This window comes from Massilia sp. S19_KUP03_FR1 (genome assembly GCF_036688685.1).
In the GTDB taxonomy this organism is placed as follows: Bacteria; Pseudomonadota; Gammaproteobacteria; order Burkholderiales; family Burkholderiaceae_D; genus JALYUM01.
In genome coordinates this window covers 243853-266097 of record NZ_JAQQPS010000004.1, presented here as the reverse complement: position 1 = coordinate 266097, position 22245 = coordinate 243853, and the positions used below count along the sequence as shown (strand labels likewise).

The 22245-nt window shown below is 60.2% G+C and carries 22 protein-coding genes and 1 tRNA gene; 10 read left to right on the top strand and 13 right to left on the bottom strand.

The window, feature by feature from the left end; genetic code table 11:
* Positions 1–87 precede the first annotated feature (87 nt).
* Positions 88–699, top strand: coding sequence for a TetR/AcrR family transcriptional regulator (locus V6M87_RS06250; protein ID WP_332875731.1), 612 nt, complete (start codon positions 88–90; stop codon positions 697–699).
* A gap of 10 nt (positions 700–709) precedes the next feature.
* Here the strand turns inward: V6M87_RS06250 and V6M87_RS06245 are convergent, their stop codons facing one another.
* Both V6M87_RS06245 and V6M87_RS06240 read right to left on the bottom strand, forming a co-directional pair.
* Positions 710–1066, bottom strand: a complete 357-nt coding sequence (locus V6M87_RS06245) for a translation initiation factor Sui1 (protein ID WP_332875730.1) — start codon at positions 1064–1066, stop codon at positions 710–712.
* Between the two features lie 29 nt (positions 1067–1095).
* The gene (locus tag V6M87_RS06240) at positions 1096–1626 is read right to left on the bottom strand and encodes a hypothetical protein (protein WP_332875729.1); all 531 of its coding nucleotides are present in this window, start codon (positions 1624–1626) and stop codon (positions 1096–1098) included.
* Positions 1627–1810: 184 nt separating this feature from the next.
* Here V6M87_RS06240 and V6M87_RS06235 point away from each other — a divergent pair, with 184 nt between their 5' ends.
* The gene (locus V6M87_RS06235) at positions 1811–3700 is read left to right on the top strand and encodes a DUF885 domain-containing protein (protein WP_332875728.1); all 1890 of its coding nucleotides are present in this window, start codon (positions 1811–1813) and stop codon (positions 3698–3700) included.
* A 33-nt stretch (positions 3701–3733) separates the two neighbouring features.
* Here the strand turns inward: V6M87_RS06235 and V6M87_RS06230 are convergent, their stop codons facing one another.
* Positions 3734–5035: a ComEC/Rec2 family competence protein gene (locus V6M87_RS06230; protein ID WP_332875727.1), complete on the bottom strand. Its 1302-nt coding sequence runs from the start codon at positions 5033–5035 to the stop codon at positions 3734–3736.
* A gap of 133 nt (positions 5036–5168) precedes the next feature.
* On the opposite strand from V6M87_RS06230, the gene V6M87_RS06225 reads away from it, so the two are divergent.
* Positions 5169–5396, top strand: a complete 228-nt coding sequence (locus tag V6M87_RS06225; protein WP_332875726.1) for a hypothetical protein — start codon at positions 5169–5171, stop codon at positions 5394–5396.
* Positions 5397–5926: 530 nt separating this feature from the next.
* On the opposite strand, the gene V6M87_RS27225 is transcribed toward V6M87_RS06225, so the two are convergent.
* Positions 5927–6061, bottom strand: a complete 135-nt coding sequence (locus V6M87_RS27225; RefSeq protein ID WP_442920556.1) for a hypothetical protein — start codon at positions 6059–6061, stop codon at positions 5927–5929.
* A gap of 30 nt (positions 6062–6091) precedes the next feature.
* Positions 6092–7618 (bottom strand): hypothetical protein, encoded by a 1527-nt coding sequence (locus V6M87_RS06215; protein ID WP_332875725.1) that lies wholly within the window; start codon positions 7616–7618, stop codon positions 6092–6094.
* 77 nt (positions 7619–7695) lie between these two features.
* On the opposite strand from V6M87_RS06215, the gene V6M87_RS06210 reads away from it, so the two are divergent.
* From V6M87_RS06210 to V6M87_RS06200, 3 genes are read left to right on the top strand one after another with little or no spacing between them, the layout of a single operon-like run.
* Entirely contained in the window at positions 7696–8475 is a 780-nt protein-coding gene (locus tag V6M87_RS06210) for a hypothetical protein (RefSeq protein ID WP_332875724.1), read from the top strand.
* Positions 8472–9038 carry a hypothetical protein gene (locus tag V6M87_RS06205; protein ID WP_332875723.1) on the top strand — a complete coding sequence of 189 codons (567 nt, stop codon included), beginning with the start codon at positions 8472–8474 and terminating at the stop codon, positions 9036–9038. Before V6M87_RS06210 ends, V6M87_RS06205 begins: the two co-directional genes overlap by 4 nt.
* A 7-nt stretch (positions 9039–9045) precedes the next feature.
* On the top strand, positions 9046–10623 hold the full coding sequence (locus V6M87_RS06200) for a hypothetical protein (RefSeq protein ID WP_332875722.1): 1578 nt from the start codon (positions 9046–9048) through the stop codon (positions 10621–10623).
* Positions 10624–11224: 601 nt separating this feature from the next.
* Here the strand turns inward: V6M87_RS06200 and V6M87_RS06195 are convergent.
* The 4 genes from V6M87_RS06195 to V6M87_RS06180 all read right to left on the bottom strand — a co-directional run bounded on the left by V6M87_RS06195 (position 11225) and on the right by V6M87_RS06180 (position 13328).
* Positions 11225–11299, bottom strand: a tRNA-Val gene (locus tag V6M87_RS06195).
* A 55-nt stretch (positions 11300–11354) separates the two neighbouring features.
* The gene (gene dnaQ, locus V6M87_RS06190) at positions 11355–12062 is read right to left on the bottom strand and encodes a DNA polymerase III subunit epsilon (protein WP_332875721.1); all 708 of its coding nucleotides are present in this window, start codon (positions 12060–12062) and stop codon (positions 11355–11357) included.
* A gap of 25 nt (positions 12063–12087) precedes the next feature.
* Positions 12088–12525 carry a ribonuclease HI gene (rnhA, locus tag V6M87_RS06185; protein ID WP_332875720.1) on the bottom strand — a complete coding sequence of 146 codons (438 nt, stop codon included), beginning with the start codon at positions 12523–12525 and terminating at the stop codon, positions 12088–12090.
* A gap of 8 nt (positions 12526–12533) precedes the next feature.
* A complete protein-coding gene (locus tag V6M87_RS06180; protein WP_332875719.1) occupies positions 12534–13328 on the bottom strand; it encodes a class I SAM-dependent methyltransferase in 795 nt (264 codons plus the stop codon).
* A 26-nt stretch (positions 13329–13354) separates the two neighbouring features.
* On the opposite strand from V6M87_RS06180, the gene gloB reads away from it, so the two are divergent.
* Complete coding sequence (gene gloB / locus V6M87_RS06175; protein ID WP_332875718.1) at positions 13355–14152, top strand: hydroxyacylglutathione hydrolase; 798 nt, start codon at positions 13355–13357, stop codon at positions 14150–14152.
* Here gloB and aceB read toward each other — a convergent pair.
* Positions 14149–15738 carry a malate synthase A gene (aceB, locus tag V6M87_RS06170; protein ID WP_332875717.1) on the bottom strand — a complete coding sequence of 530 codons (1590 nt, stop codon included), beginning with the start codon at positions 15736–15738 and terminating at the stop codon, positions 14149–14151. The genes gloB and aceB overlap by 4 nt on opposite strands.
* A 123-nt stretch (positions 15739–15861) precedes the next feature.
* On the opposite strand from aceB, the gene V6M87_RS06165 reads away from it, so the two are divergent.
* Entirely contained in the window at positions 15862–16767 is a 906-nt protein-coding gene (locus V6M87_RS06165) for a LysR family transcriptional regulator (protein ID WP_332875716.1), read from the top strand.
* A 96-nt stretch (positions 16768–16863) separates the two neighbouring features.
* Here the strand turns inward: V6M87_RS06165 and V6M87_RS06160 are convergent, their stop codons facing one another.
* The 3 genes from V6M87_RS06160 to upp all read right to left on the bottom strand — a co-directional run bounded on the left by V6M87_RS06160 (position 16864) and on the right by upp (position 18378).
* The gene (locus V6M87_RS06160) at positions 16864–17067 is read right to left on the bottom strand and encodes a cold-shock protein (protein WP_332875715.1); all 204 of its coding nucleotides are present in this window, start codon (positions 17065–17067) and stop codon (positions 16864–16866) included.
* Positions 17068–17379: 312 nt separating this feature from the next.
* Positions 17380–17712, bottom strand: a complete 333-nt coding sequence (locus tag V6M87_RS06155) for an Hpt domain-containing protein (RefSeq protein WP_332875714.1) — start codon at positions 17710–17712, stop codon at positions 17380–17382.
* 15 nt (positions 17713–17727) lie between these two features.
* The gene (gene upp, locus V6M87_RS06150; protein ID WP_332875785.1) at positions 17728–18378 is read right to left on the bottom strand and encodes a uracil phosphoribosyltransferase; all 651 of its coding nucleotides are present in this window, start codon (positions 18376–18378) and stop codon (positions 17728–17730) included.
* A 682-nt stretch (positions 18379–19060) separates the two neighbouring features.
* On the opposite strand from upp, the gene V6M87_RS06145 reads away from it, so the two are divergent.
* Positions 19061–20749, top strand: a complete 1689-nt coding sequence (locus V6M87_RS06145) for a putative bifunctional diguanylate cyclase/phosphodiesterase (protein WP_332875713.1) — start codon at positions 19061–19063, stop codon at positions 20747–20749.
* Positions 20746–22239 carry an HDOD domain-containing protein gene (locus V6M87_RS06140; protein WP_332875712.1) on the top strand — a complete coding sequence of 498 codons (1494 nt, stop codon included), beginning with the start codon at positions 20746–20748 and terminating at the stop codon, positions 22237–22239. Before V6M87_RS06145 ends, V6M87_RS06140 begins: the two co-directional genes overlap by 4 nt.
* Positions 22240–22245: the final 6 nt, after the last annotated feature.

Below are 22245 nucleotides of genomic sequence, written 5' to 3'. Positions count from 1 at the left end.
GCCGCACCGTTTGCAGCATCGGCAGGCGCAATGCGACAATACAGTTCGCGCGCCTGCGCGGCAGATAAAAACAACAGTAGGGACAGCATGAGCACCATCGTCAAACGCCATACCGACCCTGAGCGCGCCCGACATCGGCGTGCCCAGGTCCTCGACGCGGCCGCCGTCTGCTTTGCCCGCAGCGGCTTTCACGGCGCCAGCATGGCCGAAATTTCAAAGCAGGCCGGCATGAGCGCCGGCCATATCTACAATTATTTCGACAACAAGGATGCGATCATCATGGCGTTCGTGGCCATGCGCATGGAGCACGTCAACGACAAGCTGCTCAACGTCAGCCAGCAGGCCGACCCGCTCGAATACATGGTTGAGGAAATCGTCGAAATCGTCGACGAGCAGCTCGATACCGCGATCTGGGGCATGTCGCTGGAAATGTACGCAGAAGCGTCGCGCAATCCGGTGATCGCCGCGGCGCTGCAGGCGGCCGACGCAGATGCGCGCATCCGCTTGCACGCGCTGATCAAACAAGGGCGCGAACAACGCGCCCTTGCGGCCGACGCGCGAACGGTCGAAGGCCGCACCAGCGCCATGATCGCGATGTTCAATGGGCTGCCGCTGCGCACCCTGCAGGACCCTGGCCTCGACCGCGCCAATCTGGTCGAGGCTTGCCGGGTGGCGATGCGGGCCTTGATGATGACCTGAGACGGCGCCTTCAGCCGCCGGCTTGCTGCGGCCGGTGTCCATGCTTGCGCAGCGCCGCCATGATCGCCTCGCAGTGGTCGCCCTGCACCTCGATCACGCCATCCTTGACCGTGCCGCCCGCACCGCAGGCTGTGCGCAACTGCTTGCCGAGCAGGGCCAGTTCGGTGGCGTCGAGCGCCAGTCCCTTGACCAGGGTGACGGTTTTGCCACCCCGCCCTTTCAACTGGCGCGACACGCGCACCACCCCATCGCCTTGCACCAGCGCTTTCGCCTGGCACGCGCACTGAGCGAGCGGCTGCCGGCATGCGGGACACGCGCGCCCGCCCTCGGTGGAATACACCAGATTGCTGTTCGAAGAATGCTTCATGTCGATTGTGTTGAAGACGCGCGCAAGGGTCAGCGTTTTTCCTTGTCGATCTGCTGTAGCAACTTGAATGCTTCGCGGTCGATCGCCGGCTCCGCTTCCGTCAGCGCCTTGCTCGCCTGGACATAGGCCGGGCGCTTGCGCTCCTTCTGCTCTTCCGCCGCCACGCCGGCACGCATGCCGGGCAACTGGATCTGCGCGCCGCTGTTGTAGCGCTTGTGGATGACCTGCTTGCCGTAGGGGGTGCGATAGAAGCGCGTCATTTCGAGCGCCGTGTCGACGGAGATCACCGGCGTCAGCGGCGCCGCGAGGCGGCGGTAAATGTCGGCGGGCGGCGTCTTGTCGATTTTGGCGTACACGGCCTGGCGCTGCGCCTCGTTGGCGTAACGGCTGCGCGCGGCGACGCCATTGAGGACTTTTTCGACCTGCATGGCGGCCAGCAGGTCCTGCACGGCCTGCACGTGGGCTGGCGCGACAGTTGAGACTGGCGCGGCGGACGCCGCAAACGCCGGGTTGACGAAGACCAGCGCGAGGCCCAGCACGGCTTGAACTGCATACTTCATGGTGCTCCCTTTGAAAGATTGTGAGGTGCCCGGCGCAGGCGCAGCGCTACCGGACCGCCCAGTGTACTTGTGCCGTTGCCAGAGAAGCAAGTTGTCAAGAAAAATAACTTTGACGGCTTTACATATAAGAAATAATATCAGTCACGCTCTTTCTATACTTTTTGCAAATACTTTCAAGGACAACATGCGCACATCGTTCGCTCGCACTGGTATTTCCGACACCACCCACGCCGGCGTGTCGCGCCGTGACCTGTTGACGCTGCTGCTGGCCGGTGGCACGATGGCCGCCCTGGCGCCGCTGGCGCACGCCGCAGCGAGCAGCACCGACACCCGCTTCGCCAAACTGCTGGCCGACTTCGCAGAGGAAATCCTGGTGCTGGTGCCGACCACTGCCACTAGCCTGGGCAAGGACGATGGCGCCCGCAGCGCATTGAAATCGCAACTGGAAGACGCTTCGCCGGCCGGCGACGCCGCCTGGTCGGCCCAGGTCCATGCGATGGCCAAAAGGTTGGCGGCACTCGAGCGCAAGCGCCTGTCGCCGGCCTCCCAAATCCGCTACGACACCGTGCTGTATTCGACCAGGGCCGGCATTGCCGGCGAGCGCTTCGCGTTCGGCGGCGCCGCCTCGGGTTTCTTTGGCGGCACTTCACCCTACCCGGTCACGCAACAGGGCGGCGCACTGGTCAGCGTGCCCGAGTTCCTTGATTCGCAGCACAGCATTGCCAATGCGGCCGATGCTGAAGCGTATCTGGCGCGCCTGGTCGCGCTGGGCCGCGTGCTCGACCAGGAGAGCGCGCGCATCACCGCCCAGGCGGCAGACGGCGTGATCCCGCCTGCCTTCATCGCCGCCACCACCTTGAAACAACTAAAAGCGTTCAGGGCCACGCCGGCCGCTGAACAAAAACTGGTCACCTCGGTGGCGTCGCGCACCGCCACGCTCGGCATCCCGGGCGACTGGGAAGTGCGCGCCCTGAAGCTGGTGACCGACATCGTCTACCCGGCCCTTGACCGTCAGATCGCCGCGTTCAGCCAGGCCACCGCCAAAGCCAGCGACGTGGCCGGCGTGCATAAACTGCCGAACGGCGCGGCATATTATGCGTGGGCCTTAAAACTCGGCACCACCACCGACTACACCCCAGCCGAGATCCACGCGGTGGGCCTGGCGCAAGTGAAACAACTACAGGGGCGCATCGATGGCATCCTGCGCGCGCAGGGCAAAACCCAGGGCACGGTGGGCGAGCGCATCGCCGCGCTGGCGCGCGACCCGAGCATGCTGTATCCGGATACGGACGCCGGCCGCGCCCAGATCATCGCGTTCTGCAACAGCCGGGTCGACGCCATCCGCGCCATCATGCCGAAGATCTCGCATCTGACATTAAAAGCCCCGCTGGAGATCAAGCGGGTGCCGAGCGACATCGAAGCGGGCGCGGCGCTCGGTTACATGAATTTCGCGTCGCTCGACGGCAAGCGCCCGGCGATCTATTACATCAACCTGAAGTCGACCGGCTACTGGCCGCGCACCAATCTGTCGACGCTCACCGCGCACGAAGGCATCCCCGGCCATGCGTGGCAAGGCGCCTACATCGCCGAGCACCAGGCGGAGCTGCCCCTGATCGCCTCGCTGACCGGCTACAACGCCTTCATCGAGGGCTGGGCGCTGTACGCCGAGCAGCTGGTCGATGAATTCGGCCTGTACGCCGACGACCCGTTCAGCCAGGTCGGCTATCTGCAGGGCCAGCTGTTCCGCGCCTGCCGGCTGGTGGTCGACACCGGCCTGCATGCGCTGCAGTGGCCGCGTCAGCAGGCGATCGACTTCATGGTCGCGAATGCCGGCAGCGTGGTGGCCGGCGCCACCAGCGAAGTGGACCGCTACATCGTCTCTCCCGGCCAGGCCTGCGGCTACAAGATGGGGCACATCGAAATTCTCAAGCAGCGCGATCGCGCCCGCACCGCACTGGGCAAACAATTCGACCTGGCCGGTTTCAACGATGCGCTCGTTGCCAGCGCCGGCGTGCCGCTGGCGGTGCTGCCGACCGTTATCGACCGCTACATTGCCGCGGGCCGCGGACGGTAGCGCCGGCTCGACAAGCTGCTGCTTGGCGGGTACTCAGGCCGGATACAGTGGCGTCACCGATTTGACGCGATCCGCCTCGTCGCGGTGGTCAGTGACAGCGACATAGAAGTGCGACCCGCCCGGCGGCACCCGCACCACCACGTGCCCCTCCCGGCTGGCCATGCGCCGCGCCAGCCGCTCGTTGGCCAGAAAATTTTCCGGCATCAGATTGGTGGCGAAGACGTCGCGCGCGCCGGGATACAGGCGCTCGCTGAGCATGCGCTCCATCTGCAACATGTCCGGATGCGCCAGGTGCCAGGCTTGCACCACCCATGCGCGCGGACGCAGGCTGCGCACGACGTCGCCATTCAAACCGTCGAACATGCCGTGGTGGTCGGCCGTTGCCACGCTCACCGGGCCGGCCACCTGCGCTGCGGGACCGAGCACGTCGCGCCACTGCAGGGCGCCGTCGTCCGTGTAACTGGTCAGGTCGCCACCGGTGAAATAGCCGAATTTTCCGTAGCCGATGCGAATCGCGGTGGAACAGCCGTTTTCGGTGGGCAGGTCGGCGGCGGGCAGGCTGGACAAGGGTGGAAAGTGATCGGTCGCCGCGCCGCCCTGCCCGGTCCACACCTTCCCGTTGGCGGCAACATTGCGCACCTCGAAGGGTAGCGTGCCCGCGCGGTGGCCGCGCGCAGCGATCTGGCCGCTACTACCCACCCTGAACTGTTCGACGCGCTCCCCGGCGGCGACACGCGCCTTGATGAAGGCGCGGTAATTTTCAGCGAAGGGCGCAATCAGGACGCTGGGGTAGTCATAGTGCGGAAAGCCGCGGTCAATCAGGGTGCCTACCTTGACCATCTGCGTCACATCCGCGATCCCGGTCAGCTTGTAGGCGCCGCCGGGCGCCGCGGGCGTCTGCGCCGAGACGTCGCCCACGTGGTCGGGGTGCAGGTGCGTGGCCAGCAGGTAGTCGAGCGCGGCCAGATGCGCGCCGCGCAGGTGACGCTGGACGTAGCGGCCGACCCACTCGCCGGCGCGGCGCGTGGCGTCAGGCCGCGTTGCTGCGGACACGTCCGCGCCGCCGGATGCGGCCCCGGCGTCGATCAATAGGCTGGTGCCGTCCGGGAAAATTACCAGCGTCGCGTTGCCGCGTCCGATGGCGAGATGGTGGATGTCGAGCCAGCCCGGCTGCCAAGGCGCCAAGGCCGCCCCGGCGCCGTCCGGGACCGCCTGCGCGAGCGCCCGCGCCGGCAGGAGCAAGGGCAACGCGGCCGCCAGCGTGGCCTGCAGCGCCAGGCGCCGCTGTGGGTCGATCCGTGGCGATGTCGCGGCCGCTGTTTCCCGTCTCTTCATTGTTGCACCTTGGTCCATGAACAAGATGCCAATTTTACCGCAGCGTCGTGGCTGGCTTGCCGTGGACTGGCGCACGAACGGGTGCACGAAGAAATGACTGGCATACTGGAGCGCCCAACCTGAGGAGCATGGCATGCCGAGTTACAGCGTCTGGTATCGAAACAACCCCGAACCATTGGAATTTGCGACGGCTTACCGTTGCACCGATGTGCAGATCGTCGATCACATCCTGGAACATGAATCGATTTCCCGTGTCACAAACGCGGCGACCCACGCGAGCGTAACGGAATTAATCACCAGCAATGAACTCGCGCCCGTGCGATATACCGAGGACGAGAGCGAAATGAACACAATTGAATAAGGATCGGTCCCGGTGCGCGATGCACGCCGGCGTATGGTGCGATTTCCTTGTGCTTCCGTCCGGTGCATTGGCACTACGATCAGGATGAGCGGCCACCATACATTCCGAACTGATGAGCCGGTTGCGCAAACAAGTGTGCAATATTCCAGCCCCGCCTACAAGCACAGGATTTACGCCGGCACCAGGACGATCCAGACAATTCCGATCACCAGGCGCTGAACGGTGAGGATCTGTGCCGAAATTCCCGGCAGCATCAGGCACTAGACAAGTTCCCACTTCGTCGCTGACTACCTGCGCGCCTGCAGCATCATCCCGTTGGGACCGCGCTGCACGACGCGACCAGTGCGTGCAAGCGCGGCAGTGGCGCGAACGAGGTTCGCTGTACGGTGCACACGGAAACGGCTGGAAATGACCCAGGCTGTGCAAAAAAACGTAAGTCGACGTAAACGAAACCTGACCGGTAAACGTGAACCAGTATCTCATCACTTGGGGTGCGAAATGAAGCGCTTTATCGAAGGTGCAGACCGAGGTCAGTCTACGATGCTCCCTAGCGACTGGACGACCATGTCGACGAAGACAACCAGGTCAGGGTGGTCGATGTATTTGTCGACCAGCTTGGCCTTGCCAGCCTGTCCGGCAGTCGGCGAGCGCCGCGTAACCTGCATGCAAACAAACTCATCCCTCGTACAGGATTGCTACGGGAACAGTCTTATATGCCGATCGATAACGATACTCGTCGAATATTTCTTCGTGGATTTTTTTTCGTTTTGTTTGCCTTCCACGAGCGACACGGAGACCCGTAGTCCCGCCCGGGGCGAGAACATCTTGTAGTCGAAATCCCTGACAAATGATCCTTTGGGTTGGGTTTCGGTCACCTGTCCCTGATTTCGTCCGCACCGTTTCCGAACGGCTGCGACCGTGCGATCAAATTGCGCAGAGGCATTCGCAAGTGTGGTGGGTCCGCCTACCGCTATATTGACCATCGCAGCAGGCCCCCCCCGAAAAATGACGACCCTGGACGAGCCAGGTATAGGATGCTTCCCTTCATTCACAGGAAACATTGCATCGCCGACTGTTTCACTGACCGAATTGATGTAATCGTTGACTGAATCCATCGCGTACGCGGCGAGCGACGTTCCAAAAACATCCTCTGGTGAATTTTTCAGTATTTTTTCTGCACAGCTCTCAGTCGGCTGCTCAGGGCCCGATGCGCCCACCTCGATGGGTCCTTCGCCAATGTCCGTTCCCAACATGAGCTGGATTCCGTGCCCCTGCGGCACGCTATAGGGAAATTTTTCAGCTAGCGGTACTTTCTCGCCGGGTTTAAGGTCAAATGGGATAATGCGGGCAAACTGCACATCGTAAGAACTTTTATCTACCGTATTGTCCAAGCCAAGCACAGCCATTAAAAGACTGCCTTTCAAATGTCGATTGGCGGTGTTGGAAATATGAAATTTAATCTCCGCAACTTTATTCACGCCGGCTCCACCTTCGTGAATATCTGTTTTTACACGAATATAATCTACATACTCACCGTCAATAAACATGAACCGGCGGCAAACCCGCGATGACCATGCCGAAAATTTCTCGTTTGAATCCTGCTTGTCGATCAAAACATCTAACGGAATATTATCTAAGTTTGACGCGTCGCGCCGTGCCAGTGCGCTGCCGGCTGACACCATCAAAAAATTGACTGAAGTGTCGAACCATGGATAAAACGTTACCGGGGACTCGGGCGGAGGCGCTGGACCGGCGATCGCCTCGGGCAAGTTAAGGTGCCTGGCATTCCTGACGAATTCAATCCGTGGGTTTGCATTGAGTGCATGTGCAATGCCGGAGTTGAGTCTGCTAAAAAACTGATCGCGGTCCTTCACATCGTTTGCGCGCGAAATGTCGAGGGCGGCCGCCGATGTGAGATATGACGCAGCAATCGCAGCGCGACACTCCCTGATCAATACGTCATTCCGGTCCGATGCGCCGGCGTCCAGTAGCGCCCGTGCTTCGTTTCGAATTTGCTCGAAATATGCATTTCCGGGCGTATCGGGAAGTTGCCTGGCCGACGACGCCATGGCGGAGATCGACGTGTCGGGCAAGCCCAACAATGGCGCAAGCAGTCGCCCGGGCTCATTTGCGATCCCTGGCAAATGCCATCCCAAAAAGAGCAACAGCAGGTAATTATTGATCGAGCGGAACGCTTTCTGGTTCCCAATCAGTTCGGCCATGCTGTCTCCCTTGGTCAAGTTGTACAACAAATAATCGGATTGCAAAAAAATCCTTACTTGCTACTATAAACTTAGGGGTGAAAATCGAGGCTAAGGCCGAGCAAAGCCAACTGCTGTGCATTTTGGAGGGCAATATGTCGCAAAAAATATATCACATTTTCTACGAACTGCGTCGAATCGAATTCTTGCAGTGGATCACCGCAGTTTTGATTGTATGTTACTGCATCAACATCAATGCAGAGCCACAGAGAGAAGGCACTGCGTTGTTGGGTGGCACAATCGCAACGGTGGTCACAACGCTCGAAAACGCCGGTAGCGCCGCATCCGAAAATATGGTTGCCTTGCAGCGACTTCAAGCCCAGCTCGAATTACTCGAAGCCTTACTAAACAAAGGCACAGTCAGCACCGACGCCGATTTACGTGAAGTAATCATCGGCTATGCTGACTTAATACCTCGCACCGCAGATGCACTGAAAAATGTAAATGCATCGCATGATATCGACGCAATGACGCACGATGTTGCGATCAAGAACGGGTATCTGTCAAAGCGTGCCGGGATTTCGGGAGAACGTGCAAGCTTGGGAGTACGAGTGCGTGTGAATCTTTTTCAACGAGGGACATCCCGTGAGCTCACGGGATATCAGGTTATCGCTTCGCCGGTTGCTTTTGCGCGTAAGGCGCGCTGGCTATTTCGATTTTCAGGGCCCACCAATGATGCTGTACGAAATTTGCCTCCCGGACGCTATCTGTTTCGGGTCTCGCAAGACCAAAAGTTATTTGAAGATGAGTACGATGTCGGCGCTAAAGGAGAACTCAGCGAGACAAAAACCTTATATTTTGATGAGCCAAAACCATGATTTCCATTCAGAATTTTTGGGCGCCAATTTTCGCCGCTGCGGTATGGATCGGGACATCCTCGGCCGCTTTTCTTAATTTTCCGATTCGCCTTTCCTCAGTATCAACCATTCATCAATTTGTCACCGGCGCGACGGTACCGCTGATTGCCATTATTTGTGGGTTCCTCACGGTAATGCCCAAGTTATTCCGGCCCGCGCCGCGCACGCACCAGTTGCTACTTCTGGCGTTTGTCTGTTTCGTTTGTTTTTTACTAAGCGTAACGACGTATTTTTATCTTCAGTTGCAATGGACATGCCAGTACACCGACAGCGTTCGGTTGGTGGTGGGCGTGATCAAAGATGACTCGTGTGAACAAGTATTGCTTGAAATTGGCGGCCTGACCGAAGAGGCATTCCCCTCCGCCTTATTGCATCGGCGTTTCATGTTGATTTCGTCGAGCTATATGTCGTCGTGGGTGTTCCTGGCCAGCCTGCTCGTGGCGCTCGCCGATGCCGCCCGCGCAAAGCGCACGACGACGAGGCAGCGGCTTGCAGACAGATCCGGAACAATTGGACAGGAGTAATTCAATCATGAATCGCAAGTACAAATCCGTGTTCATTGCCTTGTTTTTGTGTGTTGCCTTGCCATGCGCTGGATTGCCAGCAACTGCACCGGAAATACAACCAATCAGCGCGGATGAACAAGAATTTCTTCAGTCTAATGCCAAACTTTGGGCGATCGATCGACCCAGTGTGCGCACTTATCCGGGGAGCGGCGCCTATGCAGAGAAAGCTGGTGTGATCAATATAGGAACCGGCTTTCTGGAAAAAATTCGAAGCAACATCGATCAGACGCTTGCCGAAATCTTGCTGAAATTTACGCTGCTGCATGAACTTTGGCATTTACATCAATTTTCTCACGAGGATGGAACCATCCAACCGCGAATGCTCAATGAATGTGTCGCCGACACTATGGCATCGTATCGGATGACCCAAGGCATTCTTGATCATACCGAGCCTGATACTATCGAGGCTCTGACAAAACAATTGGCTGCGAGCAGTCAGCTGTATTTAGTGCCGGCAAACCTGCCTGGGACGGCGGCACAGGACCAGAATGCGCACGACCACCTCACTAAAACGCAGCGCTTGCTTGCCATTCACTTCGGTCAGTCTCGCGCTACCGCGGAGTGGAGTGAACCACGAATGGGCAATGAGAAGTTACCGTATAAACAGCTTAACGCCTATTCCGTTCGTTTCACGCTCAACAAGGATCAAAAACGCGAAGAAAGCTTTACTGATATCTGCCGGCACATTACCCGCCAAGGTGGGGCTGCCTTGAAGGATTTGTACGTTTCGGATAACTCGAGCAGTATGGAGGGATATGGCACCATAAAAATGATCCAGTCAAATGTCAGTACTATAAAGAACTTTGGAAAAAGGCCGGTACATTATTCTTTTATTGGCATCAGCGGTTTCAAGCCGCCCATCAAAACACCGCAAACGGATACATTGATTTTTGTCGATGCAGTCATCGCGGGTGCCGACGTCGGGCCGGGTGAGGAAGTCAAAATTTCATCGAAGATACAGTTTCCATATACACAAAGTGGCGGCACGCCATTCATATGGCTGGGACCTTTATACGACGAAGCGATGGTACAGGCAAAGTATATCGGCGATATCCCCAAAACATTGTCATGCACCGATGCTTCGGAAATGAAAACGCCGGTCCTTCAAGCGTTGATTCGTATCGGCAGTGCTGCATCGGACCGCTTCAAATCGCTGCTCGGCGAACCCCAGTTTACCTTGGGAGATTCTGGACGCGGCGTCTACAGTCTGAACCTTTCCATACCGGACGCGGTGGCGGAATTCATGGCAGATGGAAGCGGTTCTGGTTTTGCCACCATAGAATTCCAGGAGACGCCATCGTTAAACCAGGCAACGAAACAATTCAATGATCTGGTCGCTGAAATAAAAAAAGGATGCACCCCAGTTTTGGACAACGTACAGGCGGAACGGGACAAGGACGGTGACCGGGTATTCAGGGTCCCAAGGCTGACAAAATCGTCAACCGCATGGCTTTTGCTCCAAAAAATTGAGAACAAAAAGCCGCTTGACAAACCAGGCTACCGCGCCATTTGGTTCATTTCACCTTATTTACCAATACAATAGTCATACAGGGCAACAGTTTTATTCGTCGGTGATTAGCTCATCACCCTGCCACCATTGACGTTGGGCGTCTGCGCCGTGGTGTAGGCCATACACGTCCACATATTCAAGACGATGTGCGCCTGCAGGCAACAAGGCCGCTGTATTTGGCACGTCTCTTGTAAAAGGTGGCAAGACTGATACGATGCACGTGGCTCAAGGCAAATAGCCGGTTGTCAGCTTCGACTTGTTTGAGAATTATCATAAACTGGCTGCCTGTAGAGCATTCATGTAGCGCTATCGGAGCGTAGCCAGAGTTCCTGCTTCCAACCAAAATCTTTCTGGGAGGGATTAATGTGTTTTGGCCGGCGCTCACGCAATGAAGTTCGCTGGCGATCTGCTAACGGTAGCCTCAGGCGTTGTTCGACACATATTGGCTAACTCAGTTGCCACAGCTTAATGCGACGTCGCTCATGCTTTGGGCGGAGATCGCCCAATACTCCCGGCAGTCCATGCGAGGGAACGAGGCCTGCTGATGAATAACATCAAACGATCACACAAGAAAAAAAGCCGGAAGCTACGCGCTCCGGCTTTATTCTAACTAGCTTATTTTCCAACGTATTCCTGGTGGGAAGTGGCAGTTTCGAACTGCCGACCCTTGCAGTGTGAATGCAATGCTCTACCCCTGAGCTAACCTCCCGACGGGGCGTATTATGCCATATTGTTTGCGCTACGTCACGTCTTAATCGCGCTCTTCAGGCTGCGACGACGTAACTGTGCCAGACGCAGGTTCCCTTCACTGCCTTGTCGAGGCCACTGAGCAAGGCCTCGTGGGCGCCGGATTCCGATTCGTCGGCAACAAGAACGATCACCTCGCCCAGCGGCACGGCTTCCAGCACCGCGCCGTCGCTCGACACTTCCACTTCAACATCCATCGACAGCGAATTCTGGCCACGCGTCATCGACAGATAAACGTCAGCCAGCAACTCGGCATCAAGCAGCGCGCCGTGCAGCTTGCGGTGGGCGTTCGAAACACCGTAGTGGTCACACAGGGCGTCCAGCGAATTGCGCTTGCCCGGACGCATTTCCTTGGCGTTGACCAGCGTGTCGATCACGCTGCCGCAGTGTTCGGTGAAGCTGGGTAAGCCGAGGCGCGCAAATTCGTGGTTCAGAAAACCCAGATCGAACGGCGCGTTGTGGATGATGACTTCGGCGCCCTGGATGTAGGCGCGCAGGTCTTCGGCGATTTCGTGGAAGCGCGGCTTGTCGCTGAGGAATTCGGTGGTCAGGCCGTGGACCGCCAATGCGCCCTCTTCCGAGTCGCGCTCCGGGTTGATGTACACGTGAAAATTATTACCGGTCAGCATACGGTTGACCAGTTCGACGCAGCCGACTTCAATGACGCGGTCGCCGGTGCGGGGATTCAGGCCGGTGGTTTCAGTATCGAGAACGATTTGACGCATAGTGGAACAATCTAAAAGGTGAAGATCAGGGACGGACGGTCAGCACACCGCGGTTGGCCAGCACGTCGGCGCGTTCGTTGCCTGGGTGGCCATTGTGGCCGCGCACCCAGCGCCAGTCGACCTTGTGTTCGGCCTGGGCCAGGTCCAGCGCTTTCCACAAGTCTTCATTTTTGACCGGTTCTTTGGCGGCGGTTTTCCAGCCGCGCGCTTTCCAGCCATGGATCCATTCCGAAATACCCTTCTGCACGTACTGGCTGTCGGTGTGCAGCACGACTTCACACGGGCGCGTCAGCGTGCGCAGCGCTTCGATGACGGCTTGCAACTCCATGCGGTTATTCGTGGTGTTTAACTGGCCGCCGAAGATTTCCTTCTCGTGGCCATCCGCCACCAACAAGGCGCCCCAGCCGCCCGTTCCCGGGTTTCCTTTACAAGCGCCATCGGTGAAAATTTCTACTTTGCTCATGCTGCTTGTTAATCCTCTTGAATTGATCGGTGTTTTCGGTTCGTGGCGGGCACCGCCTGCGTCGACTTCTGCGACCGCTTGTTCCAGCCCGGCCCGATGATGCGCATGCCCTTCACCCGCTTGATGGCATGCACCATGTAGACGGCGCCCAGGTAGGGCCACCAGCGCTCGCCGGCGTTTTCCAGCATGCTGAAGCGCTCCAGCCAGGCGCTGGTGCGGCAAGGCGGCGCGTAACAACCAAAATGGCTGCGCGTTTCGCCCAGGTTCAGCAATTTTAACCAGTCTTTCAGGCGTGGCATAGAAATGAATTCCCCCGCTGACGGCAGGAAATCGCTGCGCACGATGCGTCCCAGCCCCTGGCGCACACCCCACAGGCTGGCCGGGTTGAAGCCGCAAATGATCAATTGACCTTCGGGAATGAGGACGCGCTCGACTTCGCGCAGCACCTGGTGCGGCTCGGCGGCAAATTCCAGTACGTGCGGCAAGACAATCAGGTCCACGCTTAGCGACGCGAACGGCAGCTCTTCGAAGTCGAGCGCCACCGCGATCTGGCGACTGCCCGAGGCGAGCAGCAATTCGTCGCGGCGCGACAGGCGCGTGGCCGCCTGCCATTTATTGGGCATGCGGCTGGCGGCCAGCGCATCGATCTGCGGCACACCGATTTGCACGGCATTGAAACCGAAAATATCCGCCGTCAACGCGTCCAGGCGGGCCTGCTCCCACGCGCGCACGTAGGCACCCGCGGGCGTTTGCAGCCAACGGTCGAGGGCTATAATGGATTTCTCCGATGCTGCGTTATCCATGCCACTCCTGTTTCCTGAAAACGACTATGCCTGCTACCCATCCCGCTCTCACCGTCCTCGCGCTGCCGGCCTTCCAGGATAACTACCTGTGGCTGATTCACGACGGCGTCCACGCCGCTGTGGTCGACCCCGGCGCCGCCGCACCTGTCCTGGCGGCGCTGGGCCAGCATGGCCTGGTGCTTACCGCCATTTTACTCACCCATCATCATGCTGACCATATCGGCGGCGTGCCTGAGTTGCTTGCAGTTGCGCAAGTGCCAGTGTTTGGTCCGGCTGGCGAGAACATTGCCGCGGTGACGCAGCCGCTGACCGAAGGTGCGCGCTTCAGGGTGCCCGGCATCAAACTGGACGTAACGGTACTGGACGTGCCGGGGCATACGCGCGGGCACATCGCCTATGTAACAGAAGGGCAGGAAGAAAATTGGCTGTTTTGCGGCGACACACTGTTCGCCGGCGGTTGCGGCCGGCTATTTGAAGGCACGCCGGCGCAGATGATGGCATCGCTGGCCAAGCTGGCTGCCCTGCCGGGCGCCACGAAGGTCTACTGCGCGCATGAATACACCATGGCAAATTTGCGCTTCGCCGCCGCGGTCGAACCGGACAACCAGGCGCTGCAGTTGAGGCTGGTGTCGGAGGCGGGCAAGCGCGCCGACAATGTGCCGACCATTCCCTCGACCATTGAATTGGAGCAGGCCACCAACCCCTTCCTGCGCGCCACCAGTGCCGGCATCGTCGCCAGCCTTGTGGCAACCGGACGCGTCCAACCGGATGCAGGTCCGGTCGAACTGTTTACGGCACTGCGCGCGTGGAAGAACGTCTTTTAGATTTCTTCGTACAAAGCCAGCGTCAGGAATTCCGCAAAGTGTTCCGACGTCGACATTTCCTCGAAAATCACCGCGGCGCGGGCATAGGTCGGGCTGTCGCCATTTGGCGCGGCCTGCTTCGCTTTCGCCAGCTCTTCCGGAATCATCGCGCGCACCATCTCGGCGGTGACTTTCCGGCCATCTTCCAACACGCCCTTCGGTGAGCGGATCCATTGCCACACCTGCGAGCGGCTGATCTCGGCCGTCGCCGCATCCTCCATCAGGTTGTGGATCGGCACGCAACCGTTGCCTGCCAGCCAGGCGCCCAAATAGTGGATGCCGACATTGATGTTGTAGCGCAAACCGTCTTCAGTGATCGGCGCTTCCGGACGGAAGTCGAGCAATTCAGCCGCCGTGACATGCACGTCGGGGCGCTGCTTGTCGATCTGGTTCGGCTTATCGCCCAGCACCTTTTTGAATTCACCCATGGCCAGTTCGACCAGGCCCGGGTGCGCAACCCAGCCGCCGTCATAGCCATCGGTCGCATCGCGCGCCTTGTCGCTGCGCACACCGGCCATGGCGATGTCGTTTTTCTCGGGATCGTTCTTGATCGGGATCAGTGCTGCCATGCCGCCGATGGCCGGTGCGTTGCGCTTGTGACAGGTTTTGAGCAGGAGCAGCGCGTAGGCGCGCATGAACGGCGACGTCATGCCCACTTTCGGGCGATCGGCCAGGCAAAAATCCTTGTCGAGCTTGAATTTTTTGATGCACGAAAAAATGTAATCCCAGCGGCCCGCGTTCAAGCCGGCGCTGTGTTCGCGCAGTTCGTAGAGGATTTCATCCATCTCGAATGCGGCCAGGATGGTTTCGATCAGCACGGTTGCCTTAATCGTGCCCTGCGCCAGCCCCAACTCGTTTTGCGTCATGACGAAGATATCGTTCCACAGGCGCGCTTCCAGGTGCGATTCGAGCTTCGGCAGGTAGAAATACGGGCCGGCGCCGCGCGCCAGTTGTTCTTTGGCGTTGTGCACCATGAACAGCGCGAAATCGAAAATGCCGCCCGAGATGCGCTGGCCGTCGACCAGCACGTGCTTCTCGTCGAGATGCCAGCCGCGGGGGCGCACCACCAGCGTGGCGATCTTGTCATTCAATTTGTAGCTTTTGCCGCTCTGCTCGAGCGAGATGGTGCGGCGCACGGCGTCGCGCATGTTTACTTGACCGGTCAGCTGGTTGTGCCAGTTGGGCGTGTTCGAGTCTTCGAAGTCGGTCATATAGCTGTCGGCGCCGCTATTAAAAGCGTTGATGACCATCTTGCGCTCGACCGGGCCGGTGATTTCCACGCGGCGGCATGCCAGCGCGGGTGGAATTGGCGCAATGGCCCAGTCGCCATCACGAATGTGGGCGGTCTCGGGCAGAAAGTCCGGACGTTCGCCGGCATCGAGTCGCGCCGCGCGCGTCACGCGGGCAGCCAGCAATGCCTGGCGGCGTGGCTCGAAGGCGCGCGTCAGCTTCACGACCAGGTCGAGCGCGACGGGCGTCAGGATGGTCTCGTAAGCCGGGGTAATCTCGGCCGATATGGTCAGTCCTGCGGGCAAGGCGATGGTCATGGTGTGCTCCAGTGAGATAAAAATTGGTCGATACCGATGTCATCCAGTATATTCACCTTCACATAGCTAAACGAGACAATTAATACATGCATCTATGCGTTTTTGTCACAAATGAAAGGCCGTATGTCCCAGTTCCGCCAGATCTCCACCTTCGTCGACGTGGTTGCGCGCGGCAGCCTGTCCGCATCGGCCCGTAACGAGGGTATCGCGCCGGCCATGATCGGGCGCCGCCTCGATGCGCTGGAAGCACGCCTGGGCGTGAAACTATTGCAGAGAACCACCCGCAAGCTGGTGTTGACCGACGAAGGGGCTGCATTCCTCGAAGATTGTCAGCGTATCCTGGGTGAACTCGAGGAAGCCGAGACGGCGGTGTCGGCGCGCAGCGCACGGGCCAGCGGCCATTTGCTGGTGTCGGCGCCCGCGGGCTTCGGTCGTCAGCACGTGGCGCCCCTGCTGCCCTCGTTCCTGGCCGAGCACCGCGACCTCAGCGTCAACCTGAATTTGAATGACCGCATCGTCGACGTGATCGGTGAAGGTGTCGATGTGGCGGTGCGCATCGCCACCCTGCTCGACTCAAACCTGGTGGGCGTGAAACTGGCCGACAACCAGCGCGTACTGGTGGCCGCGCCCGCCTACCTGAAACGCCACGGTACGCCTGTGAAACCGGCCGACCTGGCGCAGCATAATTGCCTGGCAATCAGCAGCGAAGGCAGTCAGCGTGGCTGGACCTTCCGCGACCAAGGGAAACTGATGACAATCAAAGTGGCCGGGAATATGGTCTGCAACGACGGCGAGGTATTGCACGACTGGGCACTGGCCGGCAAGGGCCTGGCGTGGCGCTCGATGTGGGAAGTGGGCGCGCAGCTCGACGCCGGCCGCCTGGTCACCGTGCTGGACGACTTCGCCGCGCCGGACAGCGAGATCCACGCCGTGTTCGGTCAGCGCCGCCACCTGCCGCTGCGCATCCGCGCGTTCGTCGACTTCCTGCGCCGCGCCTACGCGCCGCCGGCGTACTGGCGCCGCAGATAAAATGTTGAGACGAAAAAAATCCCCGGAAACCCGAGGATCGTCGTGACCAAAAAAAACCTCAGCAAGCCGAGGTTTTTTTGGTCGTTGACTCAGCGATTAGATAGGCTGAATGTTCGAAGCTTGCTTGCCTTTAGGGCCCGAAGTCACTTCGAAAGAGACGCGCTGGTTCTCTTGCAACGATTTGAAGCCTGCCGACTGGATAGCCGAGAAGTGAGCGAACAGATCTTCGCCGCCTTCGTCAGGGGTGATAAAGCCGAAGCCCTTCGAATCATTGAACCATTTTACGATGCCAGTTGCCATTACAATTTCCTATTTCAGTTAAGTGGGCTTTCACCCGTTTTCGATCGTTTGAAGAAGCAAGAAAGAAATGACAGACAGACTGCACTACTACCTCGAATCCAACGATCCCGCATTATACCGAATAAAACAAAAATTACACGCATTCTGCAAAAGAATCGTACGGAGCCCAAAAAAACCTTCCGTCGAGCGACTTTTACGGCTGCTTTTTGCTTCGGTGGTAAGGAGAATATAAGCCATCGAAGCGCCAGAAGTTTGCGGAAAATCAAATTCCGCGCACCGTCCCGTTGCGCTCTGGCTATTTCACTAAGGCAGTTATAGTGCAGCGCCGGCGCGCGGATCGAGCCGGGCCCACGCGACCAGGGCCGCCAACTGGCTGAACCAGTCGGCCCAGTCGATGGCCGGCACCGCATCGAAGGCACACAGGACGCGCAGGCGTTGCTCGAGCGTGCGCGCTTCACGACCCAGGCGACGGTAGCCGAAGGTGGTGGCGCAGCCGGCCAGTGTATTGAGCTGGTGCTGGAGTGCGGGCGGATCCTGCAACGTGGCCAGCTCGTCGAGCATGGCCGGCAGCCCGGCACTGAAGGCGGCGTCCTGCACACGCAGGCGCGCAAAGAAGGCAGCGTCGGGCGCGGATAAGGTCGGCATCACCGCACTGCCCTTTTATTTGGTGCCGAAAATGCGGTCGCCGGCATCGCCCAGGCCCGGCACGATGTAGGCGTGATCGTTCAGGTGCGAGTCGAGCGACGCGACGTAGACCTTGACGTTCGGGTGCGCCGCCTGGAATACGGTGATGCCTTCGGGCGCCGCCACCAACGCCAGGAAAATGATCTGCTCATCCTGCACGCCGCGTTTTTTCAGGACATCGACCGCATACACCGCCGAGTTTCCGGTGGCGACCATCGGGTCGCACAGGATAAAGGTGCGTTCGGACGTGTCCGGCAGGCGCACCAGGTATTCCACCGGCATGTGCGTGGTCGGGTCGCGGTATACGCCGATGTGACCCACGCGCGCCGACGGCACCAGTTCCAGCAAGCCGTCGCTCATGCCGATGCCGGCACGCAGGATCGGGACGATCGCCAGCTTTTTGCCGGCAATGACCGGGGCGTCGATGGTGACCAGCGGCGTGGTGATCGAGCGGGTGGTCAACGGCAGGTCGCGGGTGATTTCATAACCCATCAGCAGCGTGATTTCCTTGAGCAGCTCGCGGAAGGTGCGCGTCGAGGTGTCGTGTTCGCGCATGTGCGACAGCTTGTGCTGAATCAGCGGGTGGCTCAGGATGAACAGGTTCGGGAAGCGCGGGTCTTGGATCATGGTCGGCATGGATGGCTATTTTGTAGAGGCTGGATGAACAGAATGCCTGCATTATCCCAGCCCGATGCTGGTTTGTCCCGGTTTTGTCAAATAAATATGTCCAGGACGGCAACCAGGTTTGCCGGGGGCGCGCCAGGATCGCCGCGCAGTCGAGCGCACCATCGAGACGGCCATATGCGCCGCCCGCCTCGCGTGCAATGCGCGACACCACCAACGCGGCACTTATAGAGACAGGCGCACACCGAACCAGCAGCGCTGCCTGCAGCGCAAGGCCGCGTCGCAGTCGCAGTCGCACAGATATGAATGTCCGAAAACGCTCGCGCCTGATTGAAGACGGCGTGCGTATCGAAGCGCGAATATGCACAATGCATGGCTTGATCGCACAAGATTATGCCGACTGACTTGATCGTGCGCCCGACTCAGGCCAGCCCAAAGCGCCTGCTCCCGCAAGCGCCGCCACCTGAATGAGGCTGCGCAAATTTTGCTTTCAGAACAGCATTTACACCAACATCTTAATGCCCAAAAGCATCATTCGATGTTACAGTCTAGGCTGGTCTTGATACCGTTATTTAACTTCGGCGCCCCACTGCGCCAGCCACTACGAGGCAGATCTTCAGCAATGGGCCACCCCCTTCCAGCCGCGCCGAATCAAGATACACCACCGCACGTGCTGGATGGCTTCATGGAGGCTGCTGGCGATGCCGTGCTGTGCCTGGACGGCGCCGGCCGTATCGTCACCAGCAGTCGCCGTAGCGCACACCTGGCACCGGGCGGGCGCGCACTGGCCGGTACGCGCCTGGCGACGCTGGCGGTCGAAGGCGACCAGGCCGCGCTGCACAACGGCGTGGTCGATGCGCTCGCCGGCGTGGATCCGGTGCTGGTCCAGGCGCGCCTGCGCACCAGCGCCGGCGAGACCTGGTTCGAACTGCGCCTGGCACTCTGCTCACCCCCTGGCGACGTGGCCCGCCTGCTGGTGATCGGGCGAGATATGTCGGTCCAGCACGCCACGGAGCAGCGCCTGCGCCACATGGCCACGCACGATACGCTCACCGAATTGCCGAACCGACTACTCCTGTCCGACCGCATCCGCATGACCATTTCCGCCGCGCGCCGCGCCGGCCAGCCGTTCGCCGTGGCCACCATCGGCCTGGACGGTTTCAAAAAAGTCAACGACGCGCTGGGCCATCCGATCGGTGACGCCGTGCTGCGCCAGGCCGCCGTGCGGCTGCGCAAAACGCTGCGCGACAGCGATACGCTGGCGCGCGTCGGGGGCGATGAATTCGTGGTGGTACTGCCGGGCACCGCCACGGCCGAACAGGTGAAACTCGTCACCGGGCGCCTGCTGGCCACCTTGCAGTCGCCGTTTGAAGTCGACAGCCACGTGATTTACCTGGGCTCGTCGATCGGCGTGGCCATTTACCCGCATCACGCCGAAGACGAGGTGCGCCTGCTGGCACTGGCCGATACGGCCATGTCGCACGCCAAGCAGACCGGCAAAGCGCGCTGCGTGGTCTACAACCCGCGCGCCGAAGCACCGTCCGAGCATGATATTTCACTCGAAGCGGCCATGTTCCAGGCCGTGCGCGAAGGCGAGTTCCTGCTGTACTACCAGCCAATCGTCGATGCGGCCACGCGCCGGATCCAGGGTTTCGAGACGCTGATGCGCTGGAACCACCCAACCCTGGGCATGGTGCCGCCGGCGCGCTTCATCCCGATCGCCGAAGCGAACGGCCTGATCAACCTGCTCGGGGCCTGGGCCTTGAAGGCGGCCTGCGTGCAACTGGTCCAGTTCGAGCAGGCGGCCGGGCGCCCCTTGTATATGTCGGTCAATATCAGCCCGCGCCAGTTTCGCAGCGACAAATTCCTCGAGGTACTCGACCAGGCCATCAGCTTTTCCGGCATCGACGGCAGCCGCCTGCTGCTGGAAATCACCGAGGGCACGCTGATGGTTGACCCGGTCCACGCCGAAACCATCCTGTCCAGAATGGCCGAACGGGGCGCCCGCATTGCCATCGACGACTTCGGCACCGGCTATTCCTCGCTGGCTTACCTGAAACGCTTTCCGATTTCGGTCCTGAAAGTCGACCGCGCCTTCATCAAGGATTTGCCCGACTCGAGCAAGGACGTGGCGATCTGCAACGCCGTGCTCGACCTGGCCAAGCACATGGGCCTGTCGGTGGTGGCTGAGGGCGTCGAGACCGAGGCGCAACTGGCCTGGCTGGCGCCGCGCGGCTGCCACTACATCCAGGGTTACCTGACCGGCAAACCGATGCCGGCCCACGTCGCCCAGGCGACGCTCTCCGGCAAACTGTACGACAACGTCTTTCCGGGACTGGCGCCGCATGGCGAGCGCAGCGGCGTGCTCTCGTGACGACCGTCCCCTACAGCGAACGCCCCTACCAGGCCGGCGCCACGCTCGAACTGCTGTGGGAGCGGGTGCGCCGGCGCGGCGACATGCCGGGTTTTACCAAGGCCATCACCGCCATCCTCGGCGCCATGCGCGGCGAGGACGAGCGCGAGTTTTCGATGACGCAGACCGTGCTGAGCGATCCGGTACTCACACAAAAAGTGCTGCGCCTGGCCAATAGCGGCATGTACGCCGCCTTCGGCCAGCGTGTCAACACGGTGTCGAAAGCCGTGATGGTGCTCGGCACCGAAGCCATCGGCCACCTGGCGCTGGGCCTGAAACTGGTCGAGGAATTGAAGAATTCGACACCGGACGACCTCGGCGCGCAGGTCGAAATGGAAAAGGCCGTGCTGGCCGGCATGGTGGCCCAGCAAGTGGCCGGCGGCCTGCGCAACGTGGACGCCGAAGAAGCGGTGGTCTGCTCGATCCTGCACACGCTGGGCCGGATGATGGTGACGTTCTATTTGCCGGAGCACTGGCAGCAACTGCGCGTGACCGGCGGAGATGGCGGCGCGCAAGCCGCGGCCCCCGCGCTGCTCGGTTTGTCGCTGGAAGACATCGGCCGCGCCACCGCCGAGCACTGGGGTTTACCGAAGAACCTGGTGGCGGGCATGCGCACCATCGAACCCGGCACGCAGGACGAACTCGCCAGTCACGGCGACTGGTTGGCCGCCTTGTCGACCATGGCCGCACAATGCGCCGATGCCTTGTGGAACGACGATGAGGCCGGCGCGGCCCGCGTGGAACAACTGGCAGCCGGCTTCGCGCCGCTGCTGGACATCGATGGCAGCCGCATCCTGGAGGCAGTGGAGCGGGCCCGCGTCAACGCCGCGGCCGAATTGACGGTCGCGCCGCTCTCGAAACCACTGGAAAAGCAGGAACGCATCCTCGCCGCCACGCGCCAGCGCGCCGCCGGCGCCCAGTTGCTGGTCGAAGGCGTGGCCGATATGCGCGAAGCGGCCAGCACCCTCAATCCCGGCCAGATGGTATCGATGGCGCTGGAAACGGTGCAGCAGGGCCTGGTGTTCTCGCGCGCGTTTGCCTTCCTGTACAACCGGCGCGAGCGCCGCTACATTGCCAGGCTGGGCATCGGCACGGACGCCAAGGCGATCCTGCCCAAGCTCGCCTTCGACGATAGCGGCGCGCCCGACGTGTTCCACGCGGCACTCAATTCGGACCGCGTGATCTTCATCGAGAATGCCCACGAACCAAAATTCATGAGCAAGTTGCCGAACTGGTGGCTGGCCAACCTGGCCGATGCCCGCTGCTTCGTGATCCTGCCGCTGTGCAGGCATGGCCAGCCCGCGGGCTTTATTTACGGCGAGTGGAGCGCCGATATGCCGCCAGTCCAGCTGAGCCAGGCAGAATTCGCGCTGCTCAACGATTTGCGCGGCATCGTGGTGCGCAACCTGGAGCGGCCGGTGGTCGACAGCGCTGCGACCATCAAGGCGTAACGCCGG